Below are 23,164 nucleotides of genomic sequence, written 5' to 3' on the forward strand. Positions count from 1 at the left end.
CAATGGGCAGATTGCCTCATGTGCGTTTCGTCGCAGGGGATCCGCTGAATGTTGCCGACCGCCCTGTCGCGATGGGCGCCGATCACAGGAGCGTGAGCCGGCAAAGTTTTTTCGACAGCTGCGACGGAACCCACCACGGGGCGCGTATTAGCCTACAGAAATCGGATGACACACCGGTTCACAACAACTGACCAAGTTAAGAAACTGGAGAGCAAAAGATGAAACGCACTGTAATCCTGTCGACCCTGACGATCCTGGCCATTGCGGGCACAACTGTTTCCGCCAGCGCCTTTGGCGACCGCGACGGTCGCAAAGGCCCGCGCATCGAGTTCAGCACGCTGGACACCAATGGCGACGGCCAGCTGACCGAGGCAGAAATGCAGGCCCATGCCACCGCGCGCTTCAATGAGGCAGACTCCAACGGCGACGGCAGCCTGAGCGCCGAAGAACTGGCCGCCCGTTCTGAAACCCAAAAAGCCGAACGTATGGCCCGCCGCATCGCCAAGATGATCGAAAAGCGCGACACCAACGGCGACGGCGTCCTCAGCCAGGAAGAACTGCAGCCGCGCGACCGTGGTGACATGTTTGCCAAGCTGGACACCAACGAAGACGGCATGATCTCGCAGGAAGAGTTCGACGCCGCCAAGGGCAAGTTCGGCAAGCGCAAAGGCGGCCGCGATCAAAACTGATCCGTACCGAGCAGGGGCCCCATCGCACCCATGTTGATGGGGCCCACCGGCACTGGGTGAGGCCAAGATTGCCTTGCCGCGCTGAAACCGCTACGCCGAACGGACGATGGATATGGCCCTGGACACAATGAGCGATGTATCAGACGAAGCGCTGCTTGTGCTGTTCGCCAATGGCGATCAGGCGGCGGCGCGGGCGTTGAACCTGCGGATGACCCCTCGGGTTTTTGCGCAGGCGATGCGGATGCTTGGCAACCGGGCCGAAGCCGAAGACGTGGCCCAAGAGGCGATGATGCGGCTGTGGAAAATCGCCAGCCAATGGCGACAGGGTGAGGCCAAAGTCACCACCTGGCTCTACCGGGTGGTTGCCAATCTCTGCACCGATCGGCTGCGGCGCAAGCCCAGCCTGGCCATCGACGCCATTCCTGAACCCGAAGACGGGCAGGCAAGTGCGGCCGAAGGTCTGCAGGATCAGGCCCGCAATTCGGCGCTTTATCAGGCGCTTGCCACCTTGCCAGAACGGCAGCGGCAGGCGGTGACCTTGCGCCACATAGAAGGACTGGGCAATCCTGAGATTGCCGAGATCATGGACATCAGCACCGAGGCGGTAGAAAGTCTGACCGCACGGGGAAAACGGGCGCTTGCCAAGGCTCTGGCCGGGTGGCGCGATGAACTGGGGTACTCCGATGGATAAGCACTCTTTGGACGATGCAGCTTTGGACGATCTTTTTGCCACGGCCCGCGCGCAGGCGCCGCAGCCGTCGTTTGATCTGATGGATCGGGTGCTGTCGGATGCGCTCTCGGTGCAGGAACTGGCGGCGGCCGACACACCGGAACCGCAGGCCAAATCTGAACCCTTCTGGCGTGCCGCGCTGGCGGCGCTTGGCGGATGGCCCGCCATGGCAGGGCTGGCGACGGCCTGTGTTGGCGGCGTCTGGATCGGGATCAACCCGCCGGATCTGGTCAGCGACAGCGCCACAGTGTTCTTTGCGCTGGAAACAGATTCCTATTTGGTGGATGCCATGCCCGGCTTCTCGGCCGAATTTGATTTGGTCGAAGGGTAAGGGTAAAGAAAATCATGTCTGAAAAGCAGAATACATCATCACCGAACCCGAAACCCAGCCGGATTAAACCCTGGCTGCGCGGGGTTCTGTTTGTTTCACTGGCGCTGAACCTTGCGGTGGCGGGGGCAGTGGGCGGCGCCTTTGTGCGCTTTGGTGGCCCGGACAGTGACAAACGACCGCCGCGTCAGGACGAGGTGGCGGGCACCTATACGCGCGCGCTGTCCAGCGATGATCGCCGCGCCATCTGGCGTGAGCTGCGCAAACAGCGTGACGATCTGCCCAGCAAGGCTGATCTGCGGGCTGATTTCCAGGAGGTCCTGCGCCTATTGCGGGCCGAGGATTTCGACCGGGCCGCACTGGAAGATGTGCTGTCGCGGCAGCGTGACTTTGGCATCAGCCGGGCGGAACTGGGCCATGAGCTGCTGCTGGACCGGCTGCAAACCTTCACCGCCGAGGAACGCGCAGCCTATGCGGATCGCGTCGAAGACGGGGTGAAGCGGCACCGTCATAAGAAACCGAAACCTCAAGGTCCGAAGTCGCAGTAATCGCGGCAGGTCTCAGCCTTTGTTGCGGAACGGCGAAGATCGGGCAAACTTTGGGGCGCCGAAAACACTAAGGGAACCGGTCACGCCACCGACTGGCTTAGGTTGACCTGATTGCGCCCCGCAGCCTTCGCCCGATAAAGCGCCTGATCAGCCCGTTTCATCAATCGGCTCAGATCCCGCGTGTGATCACTCTTATCTGCGTCACCGGTGGTAGTCTCGGACATGGCCAGGCCCAGACTGACCGTCACGCGTATCGATGCGCCATCCGGCAGGGCAAAGGGCCGCGCTGCGATATCGCGGCAGAGTGATCGGGCGAAACGCTGTGCGCGGAGATCTTGCGTTGCCGGCAGCGCGATCAAAAACTCCTCCCCCCCAATGCGGGCCAACAGGGCACCGTCAGGTACCTCGGCCCGCAATCGCTGCGCCAGTTCGACCAACACGGCATCCCCCGCATCATGCCCATGCAAGTCATTCACCTGTTTGAAGTGATCGATGTCCAGCAGGGCCAGCGCCACCGGCTGGCGCGCCGGGTTGGCCAGCACATCCGCCAGCTGCAGCATTCCATGGCGCCGGTTGGAAACCCCAGTTAACGGATCGGTGATGGCGGCGGCCAGGCCTTCCTTCAGCGAGGCCTGCAAAAGGTCCTGCCGCCATTTACGCTGGCTGAGTTTGCTTAGGCGCAGCGCCATTTCCTGTGCGTCTGTGCTGTGCAGCATGACGTCCTGAGCGCCAAGATCCAGTGCCTCAGCCGCCAGGTTCTCATGCCCCTGTTGCACAACAACCAGCACCTGCGCCCGGCGCAGGCCCGGCTTGGCGCGCAGGGTTGTCAGCAACCGCAATTGTTCACGGGGTATTGGATCGCAAATCGGCAGCACAATGCAGTCAGGCGGTTTCGCCTGATAGGGGCCATTCAACAGGTTTTCGGGATGATCTTTTGTTAGGTCCGCCCGCAAGTGAAAAGCGAGCTGATGCTTCCAGAGGGCCGCCGTATGCGCATCCGGGTGGGTTACCTGTATACGCGGCCGTTCCCGGTGAATGCCCGCCCCGACAGAGCGGTTGCCCAGCATCATCGTAGCGGTCGGCACCTGTGACCACGCATCCAACGGAGGCCTATCTGTCGCTTCAAACAACCCCGCTGCTTTCCCCGTGACCTCACTCGCTGACCGGGCAAGAGCCACCTCATCCGGGGTTGGCCGGTCCCGGATCGCCGCGCGCAGCCGGGCAAACAGCAGTTCATCGCCGATAGGGCGCGGCAGCACATCCTCCGCCCCCCAGTGCAGCAACTTCCGCCGTTTTTCAGCGCTGTTTTCGGGTTGCAGGATAATCAGCGGCGGGCAATTTTCGCGCTGCTGCAACTTGCGGCAAAACCGGCGCAAAGGCATGTCATAAAGGATCGAGTTCACCAAGATGAGGTCACAGGCGTCGCAGTCCAGCACCTCCATCGCCTCCTGTGCGCTGGCCGCCAGCAGCACGTTAAATAGGCCCGACGTCAGACGCGCGCGAATGACAATGCGATTGGTGGCAATGGCTTCGACAACCAGTATTTTGCCGGGCATGTGATAATGTCCCTTCCTTCGTGTCCCATGGGGCGGGCCTTGCCTAAACCCCACCTGCGCAGCAGCGGTTGCGCCTTGTTCCCCACCACTATTCATGAAAAGTGTTAAGAAACTCTTCCCACCGCAAAAGAGCACTCAAACAAAGGATCCCCCATGCCGTTGACCCCTGATGCAGCAGAAACTCTTGCCCTGCAGGCGCTTGGCTGGTTGGCCGGCAATGAAGAGCTGTTGCCGGTGTTCATGGGGGCGACAGGGGTGTCGCAGGATGATCTGCGCAGTCAGGCTGGTGCGCCTGAGTTTCTGGCGTCGGTGCTGGATTTTCTGCTGATGGATGACGCCTGGGTCATGGCCTGCAGTGAAGCCTTGAACCGGCCATATGATGCGTTGATCCAAGCCCGTGCCGCTTTGCCGGGCGGGGCGCAGATCCACTGGACCTAAGGTAAAACCGGTTCAGAGAGTGGGCAGCGGCTCCGGCGCGCTGTCGCGCAGTTTGGCCAGCAGCCGTTTCAATTCCGCCTCTTCTTTGCTGCTCAGCGCCTGACGCATCGTCTCGGCATTTTCCTGCGCATAGGGCGTGCACATGCGGATCAGATCGCGGCCGGTGTCTGTCAGAACAACCTGACGGGTGCGCCGATCTTCGGTGCCCGAGGACCGCATCAACCAGCCCTCCTGCTCCATATGGCGCAACGCGCGTGAGGTGGCCGTGCGGTCAATCCCGACAAAATCAGCTATATCTGACGGTTGGCTGAGGTTTTCATTGCCAATGGCCAGCAGAATACACCAGGTCGTCCGGGTCAGCCCCACCGGCTTTAACTTCTCATCTAACCGCCGTTCCTGCAGACGGGACGCGATCGAAAGATGATAGCCGAGGGAATGATGTAATCTGTAACGTTTGGTCGTATCCATGGCTGAATCCGACCCTATGCCGCCGGTAAAGTCAAGCCGCGGATCGGGCAGGGGTGATCCGATGTTTTCCCCTCTTGCCATAGGCTTGGGCAACCGGCAGGGTCCGGCCTGAAGGTGATCGCCGGGCTTGGCCATGGCGGCAGGACTAGAAAGTTAAGGGCAGGGCAGATGAAGATTGATGGGATCCTTTTTGACAAGGACGGCACGCTGTTTGATTTCCGGGCCACCTGGGATGCTTGGGCGGCGCAGCTGATTGATGAATTGTCCGAGGGCAATGCAGATCTTGCTGCGGGGATCGCGCATCACATCGCCTTTGATTTGCCCACGGCGCAGTTTCGGCCTGAAAGCCCGGTGATCGCTGGCACCGGACGTGAGGCCGCGGAATGTGTGGCCCGCGCCATGCCGGGCGTTGATCTTGATGCGCTGGAGGCACGGATGAATGCCAGCGCCGCAGCGGCCCCCCTGGCCCCCGCCGTTCCACTGGCGCCACTGCTTCAGTCGCTGGCTGCGCAGGGGCTTTCATTGGGGGTGATGACCAATGACAGTGAGATGGGCGCCAAGGCCCATCTGCGCGGCGCCGGGATCTATGAGCTGTTTGATTTCGTTGCCGGTTTTGACAGTGGCTATGGCGCCAAGCCGGATGCTGCGCCGCTTCTGGCGTTTAGTGAGCAGATGCATTTGACCCCGGCGCGCGTCGCCATGGTGGGCGACAGCGCACATGATCTGATCGCCGGGCGTGCGGCTGGCATGGTGACCGTCGGCGTTTTGACCGGCATTGCCGAGGCTGCAGATCTGGCCCCATTGGCGGATGTGGTCCTGCCTGACATTGGCCACCTGCCTGAATGGCTGAATTCCGCATCCAACTAGCCGGGGACTGCGGCTGTTTCGCACTTTGAACCGCCGCGCCAACGCCCTTTCTTGGCAGTGTAAACCATTTGTTAACCTTTTGGGCGCAGCCTAATCGCGGAATTGGCGCTGGGGCTGGGTTCACTCGTCCTCGTCCGTAGCGCTGTTAGCTTTTTCGCTGGGTCTTTGGCCTGTGTTGGGATTTTCCCACGGAGGCCGGTGCCTTGGAAACCGCGGCCGTCTTTTTGACCGCCGTTGGACCGGGTGCCGTTCTGCTCAGCGTTAAAGCGCGGTTTTGGGGATTTGAAATGGACGATTCGGCGCATGATTTTGCGGACTTGCCCGTTGCGCAGGGCAGTGAAGAACCGTGTCAGCCTAAGGGTGCAGCAGCGGGATATAAGGTTGGTGTTGCACGACCTGTGCAGGTAAATCGGGCGATACTGTCGGTGAGGTTGGACGATAGCACCGATCACTCGGGCGCTGCGTTTGTCCATCCGGGGGATGTTCCGCCGGTTGCCCCGCCGCGATCGAATATGGGATCTGACATTTCTGTTGCAGGCGATGGCGGCAAGGTGACATCGGTTGCTTTTCCCCCGTCGCAGACCCCTATAGAACTGTGGCAAACCTTCTCGGCTATTATGCCTCTATTTGTGTTTGTTGATGCGTCCGGACGCATCAGGAAGATCGGCCCAACGCTTGAAAAGGTCCTACCAGGGGCCGCACAGCGTTGCGATGCCTTTGCTCAGCACTTTGCACCGAAATACCCGCAGCGTCATGCGGTGGATCACTTTAGGCATCTGGCCCCCGGCAGCACGCTCCATCTGCGTCTGCGATCTCACCCGCAGATCGGTTTACGCGCAGTTGTGTCCCCCTTGGCGGGCGGCACCCTTCTGAATGTCTCATTCGGCGCCTCGATTGCGGAGGCCATGCGCTGTTTCGATTTACTTCTAACCGATTTCCCCGCGACCGAACTGGCGGTCGATATGCTCTATCAGTTAGAGGCGAAATCCGCTGCGATGGCCGCCAGCCTGCGCTTGGCGCAACAGATGCGCGGCGCGCGGGATGAGGCGGAGGTCCGGGCAGCCACCGACAGCCTGACCGGCCTGTGCAATCGCCGCGTGTTTGAGGAGCAACTGAACCAGCTGTGCTCCAACGGGAATCCGTTTTCCCTGATGTTGATGGACCTTGATCATTTCAAACAGGTGAATGACCGGCTGGGACATCCCGGCGGTGACTACGTTTTGCAGCAAGTCGCCGCGATTTTGCAGCAAGAGCTGCGCCAAGAGGATACCATCGTGCGTTTGGGGGGCGACGAATTCGCCATTATTTTGAGCGGTATAGCTGATCAGGAAAGGCTGCGATGCATCGCCCTGCGGCTGAAGAACCGGCTGCAGGAACAGGTTTCATTTGAAGGCCAAAACTACAGGATTTCGGCTAGCTTTGGGCTTCTTTGCATTTGCGATGATGACATCACGAACCCGCAGCAGATGCTCGCAGATGCGGACCGCGCGCTTTATTCCAGCAAACGGGCCGGGCGCGGGCGGGTGACGTTTCATAACCGGGAAACTGTGTGACGGGTGACCGGCCACCTAAAACGCATATCGCCCGGCCAAAGGGACCGGGCGATAGCGACGTTACTGTAATTTAGGCGATGGGCTTAGCCAGCAGCGCGTTGATCTGGCTTGAAGCCAATCTGGTCGGACACGGTAAAGCGCCCGCCCTGTAGCTTTTCGATTTTGCCGTCCCGCAGCAGCTGCCCGAAGGAGCGCAACCCGTCTTCGCGGCTGAATTCCAGCGTTTCGATCTGGCGTGCCTTTTTCATCAGCTGAGGGCGCGAAAACTGTTCCAGACCTTCCACGTGTGACAGGTAGGATGCCGCAGCTTCCAGTAGATCCGGCAGTTCCTCGGCGCCGACGCTTTCGGCAAATTCGGCGAAGCTGCCAAACTCCTCAGTGACGCTCGGTTCTGCAACGGCGGCGGGGCGGATGCGGCGGGGACGGACCGGCGCAACTGCTGCCTCAGCAACCGGGGCAGGCGTGTCAACACGTTGTTCCGCAACAAGTTTCAGCGGCGCGGGGCGATCCCCGCGTGCCGCGCTTGCAGCGCCCGGACGATGCGGGCGCACCACGTCATTCAGGTCCTCACGGTAGGCTTCGGTATCGACGCCACCCGCGTTCAATGCGCCGCCTGCGTCACTTTCGGCGCGGGTGGCCTGCACGGCTGCGCGCAGATGGGCGATTGCATTGCGGCGGTGTGAGCCTTCGGGATTGTCCATTTCGGACACGGTTTTTTCCATTAGGCGCGAGACATCGGCCTCTTCGGCTTCGTCGGCAAAGATTGAACGGACGTCGCCAGGCTCCGCCTCTTCCTCAGGGGCGTCGCTGAACTCGGCTTCCACCTCGGCCAGCTCCCGCAGCAGATCGGCCTCTTCCTCGGCGCTGAGTGAACCTTCGTCAGTTGCTGTGGTCTCTGGCGTCACGGGGGCGGCAGTAGGTTCAGCGACCTCAGCCGCGGCCTGTGCCGCCTCATAGTCGCTGCGCTTCATTTTGATCACGCGGACGGGACGTACCGGACGTACGGGGCGAACAGGTGTCGGCGCGGCGTCTTCTACTGATGCTTCCTCAGTGGTGTCCGCTGCCTCTTCAACCGTATCCTGCGGTGCCTCGGCGATCTCTTCGAGAGTTACGTCAGCTTCAACCTCGGCCTCGCTCACCGGTTTGGCAACAGTTTCTTCGGCCTTGACCTCGTCGTCAACTTCCGCCGCGATTTCTTCGGCTTCGGCTTCGGCTTCGGCTTCGGCTTCGGCTTCGGCTTCGGCTTCGGCTTCGGCTTCGGCTTCGGCTTCGGCTTCGGCTTCGGCTTCGGCTTCGGCTTCGGCTTCGGCTTCGGCTTCGGCTTCGGCTTCGGTGTTTTCCGCATCCCGTACCGCAGCAAGGATCGCATCGAAATCGTCTTCGGCCTCTGCGGCGGCTTCATCCGAAACCTCGATCCGGGTCTCTTCAATCTCAGGCGCTGCCTCGGGCTCGGCAGCTACCTCTTCAGGGGCTTGCGCGTTGCTCAATTCGGCCACGGCGGCCAGAACGGCGGCATCTACGTCGCTGCCAGCGGGATCAGCGGCCAGCGCCTCTTCAAGCTCAGCCATTGGCGCGGCTTCGCTGGTGATTTCCTCGACGGGCTCTTCCTCAGCGGTTTCAGCTTCGATCGCTTCTGATTGCACCTCTTCGGCAGGCTCTTCAGCCGCTGGAGCAACTTCTTCAACGTCAGCAGCGGCTTCCTCAGACGGTGCGACCTCCAGAACGTCGTCTGCAGGTGCTGGATCTGCTGCTTCAGGTTCAGCCTCGTCAGAGGGGGCTTCGATGGCAGCCTCGTCAGCGGCTGCGTCCTCTGCCGGCGCGGCGACCACGTCAGGCGTTTCGGCATCGGCGGCATCTGCCTCCAGCTCTGGCGCGGGTTCCAGCTCCGGTTCGACCTCTGCGGCGGGCGCCGTCAGTTCAGCATCAAGCACCTGATCCAAAGCACCATCAAGCGCCTCATCCAGATCGCCGGTCATTTCCTCGGCGTGCTGATCCTCAGAATAGTTGGGGGCTGCGGCCTCGGTGTTGCGGGATACCACGGCGCGGATGCGCTGCAGCTTGGCGGCAACGCTGTCATCGCTGGCCGGTGCGTCAGTGTTATCGTCAGCCACCTCAATCGGGGCCGCAACAGCCGGAGTGGTTTCAACAGGCGCGGCTTCGGCGGCAGGGGGCGCAACGGGTTCGGCAACAGCGGCAGGAGCAACGGGGTCTGGAGCGGTAACGGGTGCCGCAACTGGGGCAGCAGCAGGGGGCGTGGCAGGGTCGGCACTGTCGGCAGCGCGCAGGTGAATTGTGCCCTCATCCTGGCGGGCGACAACCTGACGGGCGATTTCGCGCTCGGCGATCCGGGCCAGCATTTCCGCATCCGGGGTCGGGGGCTCGGCGCCGAAATAGCGGTCATCGGCGGCCAAATCACGGAAATACTCCGCAATGGACTTCATTGTGTCAAAAGAGTCGTCGAAGCCTTCCAGCGTGCAGGAAAACGTCCCGTAGGAGACTGTCAGTACTTTGTTGTTCGTAACCATTGTAAACTCGCCTTTCCTTGCCTCTGGCTGCCATGACGCCCGTAAAAACAGGGACATGTTTCGCGTCTAAGGGTGCTGTTTACCAAGTGTATCCCGCCAAAAGGTGAACGAATCTTGGAAAATAACTGTATCATTTTGTGACTATATTGTGGTCTCCTTCCAAAAACGGCAGATATTGCCACATGTTGAACAAGATTGTGCATTCGGTCGCGCCGGTGACCCTGCTGGGGGCTGGAGATGTCTCGCAAGAGGTGTTGCAGGCGGCGTTGGCCATCGGGCCAGAATTGATCTGCGCTGACGGCGGGGCGGACCATGCTTTGGCCTTTGGGCTGTCGCCTGAGGCGGTGATCGGCGACCTCGACAGCCTGTCAGAGGCGACCCGCGCGGCGCTGCCACAGGATGTGATCCACGCCATTGCTGAACAGGACAGCACCGATTTTGACAAGGCACTGCGCAGTATCGCCGCGCCTTTGGTTCTGGGCGTCGGGTTTGATGGCAGCCGGATTGATCATCATCTGGCGGCGCTGCATGTGTTGCTGGCCCGGCCTGATCAGCGCTGCATTCTGCTGTCGGAGGAGCAGATCACCTTCCTCGCGCCGCCGCATCTCCAATTGGATCTGCCGGTGGGGATGCTGGTCTCATTGTTCCCGATGGGGGCTGTGACCGGGCGTTCCAAAGGGCTGCGCTGGCCCATCGAAGGGTTGGAATTTGCCCCGGACAGCAAAATCGGCACCTCAAATGAGGTCAGCCCTCAGGAGGCTGATGCGGCGGCAACGCCTGTGCAGCTGCAGTTCGATCAGCCGCAGATGCTGGTTATTCTGCCGCGGGCGGCGCTGGCGGCGTCTGTTGCAGGGCTGAGCGCTGCATTCGTTGGGTGGCCTGCTCGCGCAGAATAATATAGAGGCCGGCAGCCAGGGTGATCAGGATGCCAATCGCGGCCAGACCGTTGGGCAGATCCGTAAAGATCAGCCAGCCGATGGCGGTGGCAAAAGGGATTTCCAGATATTGCATCGGCGCCAGTGTGGTCGAAGGGGCGTAGCGCAGCGACCAGGTCATCATCAGATGCGCCAGCGTTCCGACGGAGCCGATCGCGACCACCAGCCAGGCCTCTTCCGCGGTGGGTATGGCAAACTGCAGCCCAGGCCATTCCAGCAGGTGACCGATGACCATCAACAGCAGCAGCGCCACAGTTGCAATGGTGCCTGAGACCGCCTGCAGGCTGATCGGATCGGTTTCCTTGGCAATCTGGCGGGTCGCCAGCATGAACAGGGCAAAGACAACGGCCACACCCAGCGGCAACATAGCCGGCCAGCCGACAGCAGCGAAACTGGGCTGGATCACCAGCAACGTGCCGATGAACCCTACGACACAAGCGATCAGACGGCGGGGGCCGACCTGTTCGTTCAGAACATATTTACCAAGCAGCAGCATGATAAAGGGCATGACAAAAGCGATCGCCACCGCATCCGCCAGCGGCAGGTAGCCAAGGGCGGTGAACATCATGCCGATGCCCAGAATATGCAGCACTGTGCGCCAGACCACCAGACGCAGCACCCGCCCCCGCACCCGCCAGGGCCGATGTGTCGCGGTCACCATCGGGGCCAGAATCACCGCCTGAAACAGGAATCGCGCAAGGATCAGCATCCCCAGCGGCAGCGCGCCATAGAGCAGTTTCGCCAAGGCATCGCCCAAAGGTGCGGCCAGGCAGAAGCCCAGCATAAGTGTGATCCCAAGAAGCGGCCGGTCATGTGTGGTGGCTTGTGTCATGCGCAAGAGGTTTCACGGATCGCGTGCATTGGCAATGGGGCGATGGCAAATGACTGAACGGTTCGTCCCGGAACGTAGAGCTGGGCTGATATCTTACGCGCTCTAGATAGGGTGAATACGTGATGGTGAGGAGGGCGGTCGACATGACCCCAAAACAAGTGGTGCAGGCCTGGGTGGCTGCGTTCAACGCAGGGGATGCCAAAGCCATCAGCGCGTTTTACGCTGAGGATGCGGTGAACCATCAGGTCGCAAATGAGCTAGTAGTGGGGCGCGTGGCGATTGAGGCGATGTTTGCAGCGGAGTTTGCCGCGGCCGAGATGACATGCCTGGTGGAAAACCTGTTTGAGGATCAGGAGTGGGCCATCCTTGAATGGAAGGACCCGCTGGGCCTGCGCGGCTGCGGGTTCTTTCATGTCCAAGCGGGCAAAATCATTTTCCAGCGCGGCTACTGGGATCGCCTGAGCTTCCTGCGGCAACACGGATTGCCCCTGCCGACGGAGTGACCCCGTCGACGGAGGCAACCTTCTAAGGCGTCAGCAGTTCGGCACGTTGACGGCCAGGCCACCCAGAGAGGTTTCTTTGTAGTGCTCATGCATGTCACGGCCGGTCTGGCGCATGGTCTCAATGGCAGCGTCCAGCGGCACAAAGTGATCGCCTGTGCCGCGCAGGGCGAGGGAGGCGGCCGAGACCGCCTTGATCGCGCCAAGGCCGTTGCGCTCGATGCACGGCACCTGCACCAGACCTTTGACTGGATCGCAGGTCATGCCCAGGTGATGTTCCAGTGCAATTTCAGCGGCGTTTTCCACCTGTTCCACGGTACCCCCCAGCACGGCGCAGAGCCCCGCAGCGGCCATCGCCGCGGCGGAGCCCACCTCGGCCTGACACCCAGCTTCGGCACCTGAGATGGAGGCATTGTGTTTGATCAAGCCACCCACCGCGGCGGCGGTCAGCAGAAACTCATCGATTTTGGTGGTGGAGGCACCCGGCACGTGATCCAGCCAGTAGCGGATCACAGCCGGCAGAACCCCGGCTGCGCCATTGGTCGGCGCGGTGACCACCTGACCGCCAGCGGCGTTTTCTTCATTCACCGCCATCGCATAGGTGCTGATCCAATCGTTGATGGTATGGGGGGCGGTCAGGTTCATGCCGCGTTCGGCCAGCAGCGCCTCATGAATGCCTTTGGCGCGGCGTTTCACCCGCAGGCCGCCGGGCAGCTCACCCTCATTGGTCAGGCCGCGCTCGATGCAGCTGTCCATCACCTGCCAGAGTCGCGCCATGCCTTGTTTCAGATTCTGGTGCCCACCGCGCGAAATTTCGTTGGCCTGTTTCATATGCGCTATGCTCTTGCCCGAGGTGCGGGCCATTTCCATCATCTCATCGGCGGTTTTGAACGGGTAGGGGACGGGCGCGCCTTCTTCGGTGTTTTTGCCGCCTGACAGCTCCGCCTCGGTCATCACAAATCCGCCGCCGATCGAATAATAGGTTTCCTGCATAATGACGTCGCCCTGCGCATCAGTCGCCATCAGGATCATGCCATTGGCGTGACCTGCGAGGGCCGGGCCGAAATCAAACCGCAGGTCTTGTGCGGGATCAAAGCGCAGCGGCGGCAGACCTTCGGGGCAAACCTGACGGTCGCGGTTGATGGCCTCTAATGCCTCCTCGGCGGCGTCGTGATCGTAGGTATCGGGCAGGAACCCGGCCAGGCCCAGAATCGTTGCCCGGTCGGTCGCATGGCCAACCCCCGTGAAAGCCAGCGATCCATGCAATGAGGCCTTCACCCCATGCGGTTCAAAAGGGGCGGCGCGCATCTGGTCCAGAAACCGGGCGGCTGCCACCATGGGCCCCATGGTGTGAGAGGACGAGGGGCCGACCCCCACCTTGAACATGTCAAAGACGGACAGAAACATTTACGGGCTCACTCCTTCGGGGGGTTGGCGGCGGTCTGATCAGCACGGGCAGCGGATAAGCCCCGGCTTTTGGTCCGATGCAGGGTGACCATGCCGGGGCAGGAATGCAAGCACATCGCCCCAGCCTGCCGCAGCCGGTGAAAAGGCCGCGGCAGAGGGTCAAGCCGGGGCGGCGCGCTCTGCAGCGCAAAGGGGAGGATGTTGCGCAGTTCCATACCCCTAAGCTATTGACAGCCACTACCGCTGCCAGCCCAAATGCGACACAAAAGCCCGCAATGGCGGAGCCAGAGGCGAAACTTGCACCGGTTTGCGGCAGGGTGATGGGAATTGCCCCTCGCTTGCGGCGGCTATTCGACCTATAAGCGACGGGAATTGCACCCATTCCCCAGCACGGAGGAGGCCTGATGTCCGGAGAATTGTCGCCGATCGACAAAGCCAAGTTTGTGGCGGCCAAAAAGGCCGTGGAATATGTCGAAGATGGCATGCGTGTGGGGCTGGGCACCGGCTCAACCGCAGCCTGGATGGTGCGCTGTCTGGGGGAGATGGTGCGCGAAGACGGGTTGAAGATCCGCGGCGTTCCCACCTCTGCCCGTACCGCTGCTTTGGCGCGGGATGTGGGCATTGATGTGGTCAGCCTCGATGAAGCCAAATGGCTGGATCTGACGATTGATGGCGCGGATGAGTTTGACGGGGAATTCAACCTGATCAAGGGCGGCGGTGCCGCGCTGTTGCAGGAAAAGATCGTGGCCACTGCCAGTGACCGGATGGTTGTGATCTCGGACGTGTCAAAAGAGGTCGAAACCCTGGGGGCGTTCCCACTGCCGGTGGAGGTGATCCCTTTTGGCTGGCAGACCACCAAAGCCCTGATTGAGGAGATGCTGGACAGTCTGGATGTGCTGGGCCAGACCACCAGCCTGCGGATGAACGGCGCAGCACCTTTGTTCACCGATGAAGGCAACCACATTGTCGATCTGCATCTGAATCGGATCGGCAATGCGCGTCAGGTGGCGATGGTGCTGAACCAAATCCCCGGCGTGGTGGAAAACGGACTGTTTGTCGACATCTGCGATACGGTTGTGGTCGGCTACGGCGACGGTCGGGTGCAGGTGCGTGACATCAACGAAAACGCGGTGAGTGAGGACCGGTTGGAGTTTGTGGAAAGCGAAAACCTGTTCTCGGACCTGGGGGATTGACATGCAGGCGGCCCCCGAGACCTTGGAGTTCACGCTGCCCTTCTGGCGTAAACATCGTGGGACACTTGTTTTTGGGGCTTTGTTCGGTGGCTATTTTTCAGTCACTTTAACTCCGGCAATAGCCGACGTTATTGTTGGCCGTTACCAGCACAACGGGTTCGAATTGGTGTTGTTGCTGGTCGTGCTCGCGATGGTGTTGTGGACCTTACAACAATTGCTGCGTCTGTTGCGGACCGACTTTGGTAGCCGCGGGGTTGATGTTCGGGTCGATGTCGCGGGGCTGCAGTTACGCGACAGAACGGGGCAGACCCATGCCGTTGGTTGGCAAGATGTGCGCTATTTTGAACCGAAGATCGGTATAGTAAACTATGAATGCAGTGCTGACCCCAGAGGTTGGTGCGAACGGAAGGTTACGACACCGCAAATGACCGCGGCAGAGCGGGATCGGATCTGGACCGTAGTGCGCCTATATTGGCCAATTTTGGATGAAACCTGGCAACACCAATTGGTGAAGCGCCAGCACTTGGACTTTGCCGCAGCAACGCTTACATCTGGCACCGATCCGTAACTCTGAATGGAAAGACACCTCACATGAGCTTTGATTACGACCTCTTTGTCATCGGCGGTGGGTCCGGTGGTGTGCGTGCGGCCCGTGTGGCAGCTGGTGACACCGGTGCCAAGGTGGCGCTGGCCGAGGAAGACCGCTACGGCGGCACCTGCGTCATTCGCGGCTGTGTGCCCAAGAAACTGATGGTCTTTGCCAGCGAGTTTCCGGGTATGGCCGAGGAGGCCCGCGCCTATGGCTGGGACATGCCGACCGGTGCTTTCAGCTGGGACAACTTCAAAGGCAAATTGCACGCAGAGCTGGACCGTCTGGAGGGCATCTACCGCCGTCTGCTGGCGAACTCTGGCGTGGACACCTTTGATGCCCGTGCCAAGGTCGTGGATGCACACACAGTTGAGCTGTCGACCGGGGAGCGCAAAACCGCCAAACATATCCTGTTGGCCATGGGCGGCCGTCCGGTTCTGCCCGACACACCGGGTGCCGAGTTGGGCATCACCTCAAACGATATCTTCCATCTGGAAAAACTGCCCGAGTCGATCCTGATCGTCGGTGGCGGCTATATCGCGTCGGAATTTGCCGGGGTGCTGAACGGTTTGGGTGTGAAAGTCACTCAGTTCTATCGCGGCGCTCAGATCCTGCGCGGATTTGACGACGAAGCCCGTGGCCTGGTGGCCGAAGAGATGATCCAGAACGGCATCGATCTACATCTAGGCACCAACATCCTGTCGATGGAGAAGGTCGGCGAAAAGATCCGGGTGAAAGCCACCAACGGCAGCGAACATGACTTTGATCAGGTGATGTTTGCCACCGGTCGTGTGCCCAACACCGATAACATGGGTCTGGAAGAGGCTGGTGTGAAGCTGGGCCGCAAGGGGCAGGTTGAGGTGGATGAATACAGCCAGACCGCTGTACCCTCGATCTATGCGGTGGGGGATGTGACCGACCGCGTGAACCTGACCCCGGTGGCGATCCGCGAAGGCATGGCCTTTGTTGAAACCGTCTTTAAAGGCAAGCCAACACCGGTGGATCATGAGCTGATCCCGACCGCGATTTTCACCCAGCCGGAAATGGGCACCGTGGGTCTGAGCGAGGAAGACGCGCGCGACAAAGGGCCGATTGAGGTTTACAGCACCTCGTTCCGTCCGATGCGGTCGCTCTTTGCTGGCAGCGATGCGCGGGTGATGATGAAGCTCATTGTCTGCGCAGACACCCGTGTGGTGCTGGGCTGTCACATCGTCGCGCCGGGGGCCGGTGAGATGATCCAGCTGGCCGGTATCGCGGTCAAAATGGGCGCCACAAAAGAGGATTTCGACCGCACCGTTGCGGTACACCCGACCATGTCGGAAGAAATCGTCACTATGAAAGCGCCGACGCGCACGGCATAAAGCTTGAAATTTCCTGCCGATTGCACAGGTTTGTTATCAACCGTGCAATCGGTGACAATGTAGAGAGGTAGCATAGCCCATGTCAGGCAATTCTGGCGGCCCTTGGGGCGGCGGCGGAAATAACGGCGGCGGTGGTCGCAACAATGGGGGCGGCAACAACGGCGGTGGCCGTGGCCCGCAGGACGACGGTCCGCAGGTCCCCGATCTGGATGAGCTGGTCAAAAAAGGCCAGGAACAGCTGAAAGTGCTGATGGGCGGTCGCGATGGCGGCGGCAATCAGCGTGGCGGCGGCGCTGGCGGTGGCCAAGGTCTGCCCCGCGGCACCTTTGTGCTGGCCGGTTTTGCGGCTGTGGCGCTCTGGGCGTTTTCCAGCTTCTACACTGTGAAACCGGAAGAGCAGTCCGTTGAACTTTTCCTGGGTGAATACTCCTCAACCGGCAATCCTGGTCTGAACTTCGCCCCCTGGCCCTTTGTGACCGCTGAAGTGGTCAATGTGACCTCGGAACGGACCGAAAGCATTGGCCTGTCACGCTCCAGCCAGGACACCGGCCTGATGCTGACCACGGACGCCAACATCGTTGATATCGATTTCCAGGTGGTCTGGAACATCAACGATCCGGCGAAACTGCTGTTCAACATCCGCGATGCCCGTCTGACGGTTCAGGCCGTTTCAGAATCGGTGATGCGTGAGATCATCGCCGCCTCAAACCTGGCGCCGATCCTCAACCGGGACCGTGGTGTGATTGCTGACGGGGCCAAAGAACGTATTCAGGCCATCCTGGACGAATACGAATCCGGCATTTCCATCGTGCGTGTGAACCTTGAGAAAGCGGACCCGCCGCGTGAAGTGATTGACAGCTTCCGCGAAGTTCAGGCCGCCGAACAGGAACGTGACCGTCTGCAGCGTGAAGCGGATGCCTATTCGAACCGCGTTCTGGCGCAAGCCCGCGGTGAAGCGGCGCAGACCCTTGAAGAGGCCGAAGCCTACCGGGCGCAGGTCGTGAACGACGCTTTGGGTGAAGCCAGCCGTTTCTCGGCGGTGCGCACCGAATATGAAAAAGCGCCGGAAGTGACCCGCAAACGTCTCTATCTGGAAACCATGGAAAAAGTGCTGGGCAACGTGGACAAAACCATCCTCGACAGCTCCCTCACAGGGGGCGAAAACGGTCAGGGCGTTGTGCCTTACCTGCCGCTCAACGAGCTGCGCAAACAGGGGGGGAACTGATCGATGCGTAAGATGACTTACCTTGTGCCCGTGATCGTGATTGCGGTTGTTGGCATCATGTCTTCGCTGTTTGTGGTGGATGAACGTGAAAAAGCGCTGGTGCTTCAGTTCGGTCAGATCAAGGCCGTAAAAGAAGAGCCGGGCCTGAGCTTCAAGATCCCGATGATTCAGGAAGTGGTGCGCTACGACGACCGGATCCTGTCGCTGGACACCGACACCATCGAGGTTACCCCGTCAGATGACCGTCGTCTGGTTGTCGATGCCTTCGCGCGGTACCGGATCGCTGACGTGGTTCAGTTCCGTCAGGCGGTTGGTGCCGGCGGTGTCCGTCTGGCCGAGGAACGCCTGAGCTCGATCCTCAACTCGAAGATCCGTGAAGTTCTGGGTGCTGATCAGGTCACCTCAGACACGATCCTGTCGGAAAACCGGGCTGAGCTGATGGTGCGGATCCGCAACCAATCCCGGGCCGAGGCGCGCAGCCTGGGTCTGGATGTGGTGGACGTGCGTTTGAAACAGACCAACCTGCCGGCGCAGAACTTGAACGCAACCTTTGCCCGGATGCGGGCAGAACGGGAACGTGAAGCCGCCGATGAGGTCGCCCGTGGTAACGAAGCCGCCCAGCGTGTGCGCGCGCTGGCCGATCGTACCGTGGTCGAAACCCTGTCTGAGGCAGAACGTGAAGCGCAGGTTGTGCGTGGTGAAGCGGATGCGGAACGCAACGCCATCTTCGCCGAAGCCTTCGGTGCGGATCCTGAGTTCTTTGCCTTCTACCGCTCGCTGCAGGCCTATGAAAACGCCCTGCAGGGCAGCAACTCGTCGATGGTGATGACCCCGGACAGCGAGTTCTTTGACTACCTGAAGTCGGATCAAGCGGGCCAGTAATGGAACATGTGATCCTGGCCATCGGGCTAGTGTTGATTGTGGAGGGGCTGGCCTATGCGCTGGCCCCTTCGCTTGTTGAGCAGCTGTTGGAACTGCTGAAAACCCTGCCGGAAGCGATGCGCCGCAACTTAGGTTTTTCGGCGCTGGCCCTTGGGTTGGCCCTGGTCTGGCTGGCCAAAATGCTGGGCGCCTGAGGGGGGGATCCAGCGGTGCGCGCTGCCGCGCGCGCAGGTTTTCTCAGCTTTCGGGGATTTGCCCCTCGGCTTCGGGTGGGGCGAATGCCATTTTTGCCCTATATTGTCCGAAAACAGCATGAGCGGCTCACCGCCGCTTCACGCTCTGTTGAAAAAATCTTTGTTTGGGGTGAGTTGCACATCCGCCCCGCTCGACCGATGTTAAAGATAATCAGCTCTGACCGTTCCCGGTGAGAGACATTTAAGGAGAGGAGACCATGGGCGTGAACCACTCAAGTGCAAATGCCGTTGTACTCGCAACCCCTCATGCGCGGGGCGCCGCACTGCGGGCCTTCTGGCTGGGGCTCTTGGCCACCGCGATGACCCTGATGCTGGCGCTGCAGGCGCAGGCACGACCCGACAGTTTTGCGGAACTGGCCGAAGACATCAGTGACTCGGTTGTCAACATCACCACCTCGACCGTGGTGGCGGGCAGCGATGGGCCAAACCTGAACATCCCCGAAGGCAGCCCGTTTGAAGATTTCTTCCGCGAGTTCCAGGATCGCAACCCCAATGAACGCGCGCGCCGCTCTTCGGCGCTGGGCTCGGGCTTTGTGATTTCCGAAGACGGTTTCATCGTGACCAACAACCACGTGATCGAAAGCGCTGATGAGATCTTCATCGAGTTCTTCTCAGGCGAGGAGCTCCAGGCCGAAGTTGTTGGCACCGACCCCAACACGGATATCGCGCTGTTGAAGGTTGAGGCAGACAAACCGCTGCCATTCGTCAGCTTTGGCAACAGCGACACCGCGCGTGTTGGTGACTGGGTGGTTGCCATGGGCAACCCGCTGGGTCAGGGGTTCTCGGTTTCGGCTGGGATCGTTTCGGCCCGCAACCGGGCGCTTTCGGGCAGCTATGACGATTACATCCAGACCGATGCTGCGATCAACCGCGGCAACTCGGGCGGTCCGCTGTTCAACATGGACGGAGAGGTGATCGGCGTGAACACCGCGATCCTGTCGCCCAACGGTGGCTCCATCGGGATCGGATTTTCCATGGCCTCCAACGTGGTGACCCGTGTTGTGGACCAGTTGCGTGAGTTTGGCGAAACCCGTCGCGGTTGGCTGGGCGTGCGCATTCAGGATGTGACCGAAGATGTCGCCGAAGCGATTGGTCTGGAAAACACCGCTGGCGCGCTGGTGACCGATGTGCCGGCAGGTCCGGCGCTGGATGCGGGCATGCTGCAGGGCGATGTGATCGTGACCTTTGACGGGGTTGAGGTTGCCGATACCCGCGGGCTGGTCCGTCAGGTGGGCAACACCGAGGTGGGCAAAACCGTGCGTGTGGTGGTGTTCCGCGATGGCAAGACCGCGACGCTGAAAATCACCCTTGGCCGCCGTGAAGAGGCCGAAGCCATTCCTGCAGCCCAGCCTGGTCCTGCGGATCCGATGGAACCGAAGGAAATGCTGGGCATGACGTTGAGCCCGGTCACCCCGGAGCTGAGCGCCGAGCTGCAGCTGAAGAAGGGCGCAACGGGTCTGGTTGTTGTTGGTGTGGATGAAGCCACCGAAGCCTTTGAGAAAGGTCTGCGGATGGGCGATCTGATCACCGAGGCAGGCCAGCAGAAACTGGAGCGGATTGCCGATCTGGAAGAGCGTGTAGAAGAAGCGCAGGAAGCGGGCCGCAAATCGCTGCTGCTGCTGGTGCGCCGCGCCGGTGAGCCGCGCTTCGTTGCGCTGTCGGTTGCCGAAGAATAAGCACTGATCCCGCTGAAACAGAAAGAGCCGCCCCCCGTGGGCGGCTTTTTTATGCGGGAGTCTTGGGCAGAATACCTGGCGCAGGTGCGGCGTCTTGACTGTGATCGGGGCCTTCAGCTTGACAGGGCAGTGGCCTTGGACAAGTGTCCGCGCAAATTGATGGGCCCCGACCCCCAGCAGCGCGATATGCGTTTTGGCCAGGGTTGCGCGATCTCGGGGCGCCCCATGCATCAAGACCTGCGATCTATGACACACGAACACCTCATCGATAAATTCCGCGCTATCTGTGGCCGCAAACACGTATTGACCAATCCGCGGTCGATGGAGCGGTTCTGCAAAGGCTACCGCTCAGGCGAAGGGGCCGCCATTGCGGTGGTGCGTCCCGCGACCTTGCTGGAACAGTGGAAGGTGCTGCAGGCCTGTGTGGCGGCAGATATGATTGTCATCATGCAGGCAGCCAACACTGGGTTGACCGAAGGTTCCACCCCGAACGGCAGCTATGACCGTGACGTGGTGATTGTGTCGACCAACCGGATGGATCAGATCCAGTTGCTGGATGGTGGCCGCCAGGTGCTGAGTTTCCCCGGCGCGACGCTGTTTAAGCTGGAAAAGCTGCTGGCGCCTTTGGGGCGGCAACCGCATTCCGTGATCGGCTCCAGCTGTATTGGTGCCTCGATCGTGGGTGGAGTCTGCAACAACTCGGGCGGCGCGCTGATCGAACGCGGCCCAAGCTATACGGAACTGTCTTTGTTTGCGCAGGTGACCGATCGTGGGCTGGAACTGGTCAACCATCTGGGGATTGAGTTGGGCGACAGTCCCGAAGACATCCTGACCCGGCTTGAGGCCGGCCAGTTCAGTGCCGAAGATGTGGATCGCACCAACAAGAAAGCCTCGGACACGGCATATGTGGACCGGGTGCGCGATGTGACTGCCGACAGCCCGGCGCGGTTCAACGCGGATAAGCGCCGTCTTTATGAGGCCTCAGGCTGTGCCGGCAAACTGGCCGTTTTTGCGGTGCGCCTGGACACCTATGAAAAGAACGACCGCGAACAGGTCTTTTACATCGGGACCAATGACACGGCCGTTTTGGGCCAGCTGCGCCGCGATATTCTGTCAGGTTTTGAAAACCTGCCGGTAAGCGGTGAATATATGCATGCCGATTGCTACGACATCTCAGAGAAATACGGCAAAGATACGCTTGTGATGATCGACAAATTGGGCACGGATCGGTTGCCGATGTTCTTTGCACTGAAAGGCGCGATTGATGCCCGGCTGAACAAGCTGCGCCTGCTGCCCCGCAATTTGACCGATCATGTGATGCAGGGGCTTGCGCGTCTGTGGCCCAAGGTGCTGCCAGCGCGGATGTCAGAGTTCCGCAAGCGCTATGAGCATCATCTGATCCTCAAGATGAAAAACGACGGTATTGAAGAGGCGGCAGAGTATCTGAGCAAGTTCTTCGCTGAGCGGGATGGCGACTTCTTTGCCTGTGAGGGGCGCGAGGGGAAGCTGGCGGGGTTGCATCGGTTTGCGGCGGCGGGGGCTGCCATTCGCTACCAGAATGTTCACCGCGCTGAGGTCGAGGATATTCTGGCGCTGGATATTGCGCTGCGCCGCAATGATGCCGATTGGTTTGAGGTTCTGCCGCCTGAGATTGACGGCCAAATCGCCCACAAACTCTATTACGGACATTTCTTCTGCCACGTGCTGCATCAGGATTACATCCTGAAGAAAGGTGCAGATCCCAAGGTGCTGAAGGAAAAGATGCTGGCGCTGCTGGACCAGCGTGGGGCGGAATATCCGGCCGAACACAATGTCGGCCATCTTTATGCGGCCAAACCTGATCTGGCGGCGTTTTATAAAGAGATCGATCCGACCAATGCCCTCAATCCTGGGCTGGGAAAGATGAGCAAGAACAAACACTACAGCTGACGGCTGGCTGCCAGTTCCCTGAGTGGCGGGTTAAATCCCGTCGCGTGAGATGGCGATCAGCCCCAGTCGGCGGGCGCTGGCAAGGGAGAGGATGCCACTGTCCAGCCCCTCGGGCTGTTGATATTTGCGCACTGCAGCGCGGGTGCGTTTGTCCATTTCGCCGGTGATTGGACCGCGGTAGAGCGACCGCACCTGCAAGGCACGTTGCAGGGTGGCGACGAAGTCCGGCGTCATCTGGGCGGCACAAGGGGTTTCAAACCAGATTTCCCGGCGTTCCTTGACCACAGCCTGGCGCGTCTCGGTCTTGTAAATGGCCGGGCTCAGCACGGTGCCGTCGGCCAGGACCTCAGCGGGTTGCAGCATGATCTGTTCGGTCACGGTTTCATAGACGCCGGGCTGAATGCGCTTGCCCCAGCAGCTGCCTGCAGGCGCGCCAGGGGGCGTACCGCTGACCAGCCGGGTCACCTCAGGCTCAGTACCCAGATGCGGCACGGGCAACGTCGACATGCAGCCCGCTAGCCCAAAGCCGGAGCCCACCAGTGCTGTGATGATCCATCTGCGCATCTGCTTTGCCTCATGGCGCCTGTCCCGTTACTTTCGCTCGGCAGGCGGTCTGTTTTTTGACACCATAGCGCCAAACGCTGCGTCAATAAAGCACCGGCTTGGCCGCAGCCCGCTA

At 60.6% G+C, this 23,164-nt stretch carries 23 protein-coding genes; 17 read left to right on the plus strand and 6 right to left on the minus strand.

The window, feature by feature from the left end:
- Positions 1-218: 218 nt before the first annotated feature.
- The 4 genes from ACORLH_RS06170 to ACORLH_RS06185 all read left to right on the plus strand — a co-directional run bounded on the left by ACORLH_RS06170 (position 219) and on the right by ACORLH_RS06185 (position 2,295).
- Positions 219-689 (plus strand): EF-hand domain-containing protein, encoded by a 471-nt coding sequence (locus tag ACORLH_RS06170; protein WP_321831746.1) that lies wholly within the window; start codon positions 219-221, stop codon positions 687-689.
- Between the two features lie 106 nt (positions 690-795).
- On the plus strand, positions 796-1,380 hold the full coding sequence (locus tag ACORLH_RS06175) for an RNA polymerase sigma factor (RefSeq protein ID WP_321831747.1): 585 nt from the start codon (positions 796-798) through the stop codon (positions 1,378-1,380).
- Positions 1,373-1,750, plus strand: a complete 378-nt coding sequence (locus tag ACORLH_RS06180; protein ID WP_321831749.1) for a dihydroorotate dehydrogenase — start codon at positions 1,373-1,375, stop codon at positions 1,748-1,750. Before ACORLH_RS06175 ends, ACORLH_RS06180 begins: the two co-directional genes overlap by 8 nt.
- Before the next feature lie 14 nt (positions 1,751-1,764).
- On the plus strand, positions 1,765-2,295 hold the full coding sequence (locus tag ACORLH_RS06185) for a periplasmic heavy metal sensor (protein ID WP_321831750.1): 531 nt from the start codon (positions 1,765-1,767) through the stop codon (positions 2,293-2,295).
- An 80-nt stretch (positions 2,296-2,375) separates the two neighbouring features.
- Here ACORLH_RS06185 and ACORLH_RS06190 read toward each other — a convergent pair whose 3' ends face one another.
- Positions 2,376-3,851 (minus strand): diguanylate cyclase domain-containing protein, encoded by a 1,476-nt coding sequence (locus ACORLH_RS06190; RefSeq protein ID WP_321831751.1) that lies wholly within the window; start codon positions 3,849-3,851, stop codon positions 2,376-2,378.
- A 153-nt stretch (positions 3,852-4,004) separates the two neighbouring features.
- Here ACORLH_RS06190 and ACORLH_RS06195 point away from each other — a divergent pair, with 153 nt between their 5' ends.
- The gene (locus ACORLH_RS06195) at positions 4,005-4,289 is read left to right on the plus strand and encodes a DUF3572 domain-containing protein (protein ID WP_321831752.1); all 285 of its coding nucleotides are present in this window, start codon (positions 4,005-4,007) and stop codon (positions 4,287-4,289) included.
- A gap of 12 nt (positions 4,290-4,301) precedes the next feature.
- Here ACORLH_RS06195 and ACORLH_RS06200 read toward each other — a convergent pair whose 3' ends face one another.
- The gene (locus ACORLH_RS06200) at positions 4,302-4,757 is read right to left on the minus strand and encodes a MarR family winged helix-turn-helix transcriptional regulator (RefSeq protein WP_058244655.1); all 456 of its coding nucleotides are present in this window, start codon (positions 4,755-4,757) and stop codon (positions 4,302-4,304) included.
- A 168-nt stretch (positions 4,758-4,925) separates the two neighbouring features.
- On the opposite strand from ACORLH_RS06200, the gene ACORLH_RS06205 reads away from it, so the two are divergent.
- Both ACORLH_RS06205 and ACORLH_RS06210 read left to right on the plus strand, forming a co-directional pair.
- Positions 4,926-5,624 carry an HAD family hydrolase gene (locus tag ACORLH_RS06205; protein ID WP_321831753.1) on the plus strand — a complete coding sequence of 233 codons (699 nt, stop codon included), beginning with the start codon at positions 4,926-4,928 and terminating at the stop codon, positions 5,622-5,624.
- A gap of 203 nt (positions 5,625-5,827) precedes the next feature.
- The gene (locus tag ACORLH_RS06210) at positions 5,828-7,177 is read left to right on the plus strand and encodes a GGDEF domain-containing protein (protein WP_321831754.1); all 1,350 of its coding nucleotides are present in this window, start codon (positions 5,828-5,830) and stop codon (positions 7,175-7,177) included.
- Positions 7,178-7,260: 83 nt separating this feature from the next.
- Here ACORLH_RS06210 and ACORLH_RS06215 read toward each other — a convergent pair whose 3' ends face one another.
- On the minus strand, positions 7,261-9,702 hold the full coding sequence (locus ACORLH_RS06215) for a hypothetical protein (protein ID WP_321831755.1): 2,442 nt from the start codon (positions 9,700-9,702) through the stop codon (positions 7,261-7,263).
- A 182-nt stretch (positions 9,703-9,884) separates the two neighbouring features.
- Between ACORLH_RS06215 and ACORLH_RS06220 the strand changes: the two genes are divergently transcribed.
- A complete protein-coding gene (locus tag ACORLH_RS06220) occupies positions 9,885-10,598 on the plus strand; it encodes a thiamine diphosphokinase (RefSeq protein WP_321831756.1) in 714 nt (237 codons plus the stop codon).
- Here ACORLH_RS06220 and ACORLH_RS06225 read toward each other — a convergent pair.
- Positions 10,516-11,469 carry a DMT family transporter gene (locus ACORLH_RS06225; protein ID WP_321831757.1) on the minus strand — a complete coding sequence of 318 codons (954 nt, stop codon included), beginning with the start codon at positions 11,467-11,469 and terminating at the stop codon, positions 10,516-10,518. The genes ACORLH_RS06220 and ACORLH_RS06225 overlap by 83 nt on opposite strands.
- 143 nt (positions 11,470-11,612) lie before the next feature.
- Between ACORLH_RS06225 and ACORLH_RS06230 the strand changes: the two genes are divergently transcribed.
- Entirely contained in the window at positions 11,613-11,972 is a 360-nt protein-coding gene (locus ACORLH_RS06230; protein ID WP_321831758.1) for a nuclear transport factor 2 family protein, read from the plus strand.
- 30 nt (positions 11,973-12,002) lie between these two features.
- Here the strand turns inward: ACORLH_RS06230 and ACORLH_RS06235 are convergent, their stop codons facing one another.
- Positions 12,003-13,376: an L-serine ammonia-lyase gene (locus tag ACORLH_RS06235; RefSeq protein WP_321831759.1), complete on the minus strand. Its 1,374-nt coding sequence runs from the start codon at positions 13,374-13,376 to the stop codon at positions 12,003-12,005.
- Between the two features lie 404 nt (positions 13,377-13,780).
- Here ACORLH_RS06235 and rpiA point away from each other — a divergent pair, with 404 nt between their 5' ends.
- From rpiA to dld, 8 genes are all read left to right on the plus strand, one after another.
- Positions 13,781-14,569: a ribose-5-phosphate isomerase RpiA gene (rpiA, locus tag ACORLH_RS06240; protein ID WP_058244573.1), complete on the plus strand. Its 789-nt coding sequence runs from the start codon at positions 13,781-13,783 to the stop codon at positions 14,567-14,569.
- A 1-nt stretch (position 14,570) separates the two neighbouring features.
- Complete coding sequence (locus tag ACORLH_RS06245; protein WP_321831760.1) at positions 14,571-15,137, plus strand: hypothetical protein; 567 nt, start codon at positions 14,571-14,573, stop codon at positions 15,135-15,137.
- Positions 15,138-15,160: 23 nt separating this feature from the next.
- Positions 15,161-16,519: a glutathione-disulfide reductase gene (gor, locus tag ACORLH_RS06250; protein ID WP_321831761.1), complete on the plus strand. Its 1,359-nt coding sequence runs from the start codon at positions 15,161-15,163 to the stop codon at positions 16,517-16,519.
- A 79-nt stretch (positions 16,520-16,598) separates the two neighbouring features.
- Entirely contained in the window at positions 16,599-17,744 is a 1,146-nt protein-coding gene (gene hflK / locus ACORLH_RS06255; protein ID WP_321831762.1) for an FtsH protease activity modulator HflK, read from the plus strand.
- 3 nt (positions 17,745-17,747) lie between these two features.
- Positions 17,748-18,626: a protease modulator HflC gene (locus tag ACORLH_RS06260; RefSeq protein ID WP_321831763.1), complete on the plus strand. Its 879-nt coding sequence runs from the start codon at positions 17,748-17,750 to the stop codon at positions 18,624-18,626.
- Positions 18,626-18,820 (plus strand): DUF2065 domain-containing protein, encoded by a 195-nt coding sequence (locus ACORLH_RS06265; RefSeq protein ID WP_321831764.1) that lies wholly within the window; start codon positions 18,626-18,628, stop codon positions 18,818-18,820. Before ACORLH_RS06260 ends, ACORLH_RS06265 begins: the two co-directional genes overlap by 1 nt.
- 257 nt (positions 18,821-19,077) lie before the next feature.
- Positions 19,078-20,556 carry a Do family serine endopeptidase gene (locus ACORLH_RS06270; protein ID WP_420719805.1) on the plus strand — a complete coding sequence of 493 codons (1,479 nt, stop codon included), beginning with the start codon at positions 19,078-19,080 and terminating at the stop codon, positions 20,554-20,556.
- 246 nt (positions 20,557-20,802) lie between these two features.
- Entirely contained in the window at positions 20,803-22,485 is a 1,683-nt protein-coding gene (gene dld, locus ACORLH_RS06275) for a D-lactate dehydrogenase (RefSeq protein WP_321831765.1), read from the plus strand.
- Between the two features lie 30 nt (positions 22,486-22,515).
- Here dld and ACORLH_RS06280 read toward each other — a convergent pair whose 3' ends face one another.
- On the minus strand, positions 22,516-23,049 hold the full coding sequence (locus ACORLH_RS06280; protein WP_321831767.1) for a peptidoglycan-binding domain-containing protein: 534 nt from the start codon (positions 23,047-23,049) through the stop codon (positions 22,516-22,518).
- Positions 23,050-23,164: the final 115 nt, after the last annotated feature.

The organism is Thalassovita sp., from assembly GCF_963691685.1.
In the GTDB taxonomy this organism is placed as follows: Bacteria; Pseudomonadota; Alphaproteobacteria; order Rhodobacterales; family Rhodobacteraceae; genus Thalassobius.